The sequence below is a fragment of the Pantoea sp. CTOTU49201 genome (assembly GCF_032054795.1).
GTDB lineage: Bacteria > Pseudomonadota > Gammaproteobacteria > Enterobacterales > Enterobacteriaceae > Pantoea > Pantoea symbiotica.
This window is the reverse complement of record NZ_DAMBSA010000614.1, coordinates 1-1,816: the sequence shown is the minus strand read 5'-3', so window position 1 is coordinate 1,816 and position 1,816 is coordinate 1. Positions and strand designations below refer to the sequence as shown.

Below are 1,816 nucleotides of genomic sequence, written 5' to 3'. Positions count from 1 at the left end.
CCTTGCTCCGGCTGGAACGCGGCAATGTACACCAGGCCAGCAACCGAGGGATCGTTACCCGCATCGCTGATAATCATGCCGCCATAACTGTGTCCAACCAGCAGCGATTTACCCTGCTGTAGCGCCAGAACGCGTTGGGTGGCCGCCGCATCATCGGCCAGCGATGTTTGCGGCTCCTGCACAATCGACACTTTGTAACCGGCTTTATCGAGAATGCGCGCCACCGGATTCCAGCCCGAGCCATCCACAAATGCACCGTGAACCAGCACAATGTTTTTCACCGGCTCAGCCAGTGATGCCTGCGCAGATACTGACAGCACTGCACCTAACGCTAACGTGGTTAATGATTTTTTAAACATGATTTTTCTCTCCACAATTTTCACGATGCAAAACAAAGGAGGCGAACAGCGGCTCGCCTCCCGATGCGTTTATTGCGCCAGTTGCTTGATCAACTGTTGCGCCGTCTCTGCTGACGAGGTTGGGTTTTGTCCGGTAATCAGCAAACCATCGCTGACCACATAAGAACTCCAGTCCGCGCCTTTCGAATACAGACCGCCCTTCGCAATCAGTTCGTCTTCCACCAGGAATGGCACCACCTGAGTCAGGCCGACCGCTTCCTCTTCGCTATTGGTAAAGCCGGTGACTTTACGGCCTTCTACCAGCGGTTTTCCTTCCGGCGTTTTGACGTGACGCAGCACGCCCGGCGCATGACACACCAGCGCCACGTGCTTATTCGCGGCCAGGAAGCCTTCGATCAGCGCGATGGAGTGCTGATCTTCTGCTAAATCCCACAGTGGGCCGTGGCCGCCTGGGTAAAACACCGCGTCGAAATCGGCTGGCGATACGCTGTCGAGACGTACGGTGGAGGCGAGTTGCGCGGTTGCTGCGGCATCCGCTTCAAAACGATGCGTTTGCTCAGTCTGGAAATCCGGCTCATTGCTTTTAGGATCTAACGGCGGGTTGCCGCCTTTCGGTGACGTCAGCGTGATTTCTGCGCCAGCATCTTTGAATGCGTAGTAAGGCGCGGCCAGCTCTTCCAGCCAGAAACCGGTTTTACGTCCGGTGTTACCCAATTGGTCGTGTGAGGTTAAAACCATAAGAATCTTCATCATCAATCTCCTGCCTGTTGAATTTGAACATCTGAACTAGACCAGTCGTCTAGAGCTTGAGTTCAAAGTAACAGCTAATAGACCAGTCGTCTAGTGGCTAAATCATTTTTTTACTGAAATGAAATGCGCCGCTGTTTCTTATCTTTCGATTAGCTTAAGCGTACTCTATCCCGATTTGCCCTTTCTCACGGAACCGAAAAATCATGTCCACCCTACGTTTACTCATTTCTGACTCACACGATCCATGGTTCAACCTCGCGGTAGAAGAGTGTATTTTCCGCCAGATGCCAACGACGCAGCGCGTGCTGTTTCTTTGGCAGAACGCCGAAACGGTGGTGATCGGCCGCGCCCAGAATCCGTGGAAAGAGTGCAATACGCGGCGGATGGCGGAAGACGGCATCAAGCTGGCACGACGCAGCAGCGGCGGCGGCGCGGTGTTTCACGACTTGGGCAACTGCTGCTTCACCTTTATGGCCGGTAAACCGGAATACGATAAGTCAGTCTCCACGGCGATTATCCTGCGCGCCTTGGAACAGCTCGGCATTCCGGCTGCAGCCTCCGGTCGCAACGATATCGTGGTGAATGTAGATGGCGAAGTGCGCAAGATTTCCGGATCTGCTTACCGTGAAACGCCGGATCGCGGTTTTCATCACGGCACCTTTTTGATGAATGCTGATTTGTCGCGTCTCGCCGATTACCTCAATCCA

The 1,816-nt window shown here is 54.0% G+C and carries 3 protein-coding genes; 1 reads left to right on the top strand and 2 read right to left on the bottom strand.

What is annotated here, in order from left to right; translation table 11 throughout:
* The coding region (locus RTY00_RS24450; RefSeq protein WP_312666700.1) for an alpha/beta fold hydrolase at window positions 1–359 on the bottom strand (359 nt) is incomplete at its 3' end.
* A gap of 69 nt (window positions 360–428) precedes the next feature.
* Window positions 429–1,109 (bottom strand): type 1 glutamine amidotransferase domain-containing protein, encoded by a 681-nt coding sequence (locus tag RTY00_RS24445; RefSeq protein WP_312666701.1) that lies wholly within the window; start codon window positions 1,107–1,109, stop codon window positions 429–431.
* A gap of 203 nt (window positions 1,110–1,312) precedes the next feature.
* On the opposite strand from RTY00_RS24445, the gene RTY00_RS24440 reads away from it, so the two are divergent.
* On the top strand, window positions 1,313–1,816 hold a 504-nt coding region (locus tag RTY00_RS24440; protein ID WP_312666699.1), incomplete at its 3' end, for a lipoate--protein ligase.

Bases quoted from the DNA above. Each gene is read 5' to 3' on its own strand.
- RTY00_RS24445 (WP_312666701.1), bottom strand. From the start codon at position 1,109: ATGAAGATTCTTATGGTTTTAACCTCACACGACCAATTGGGTAACACC.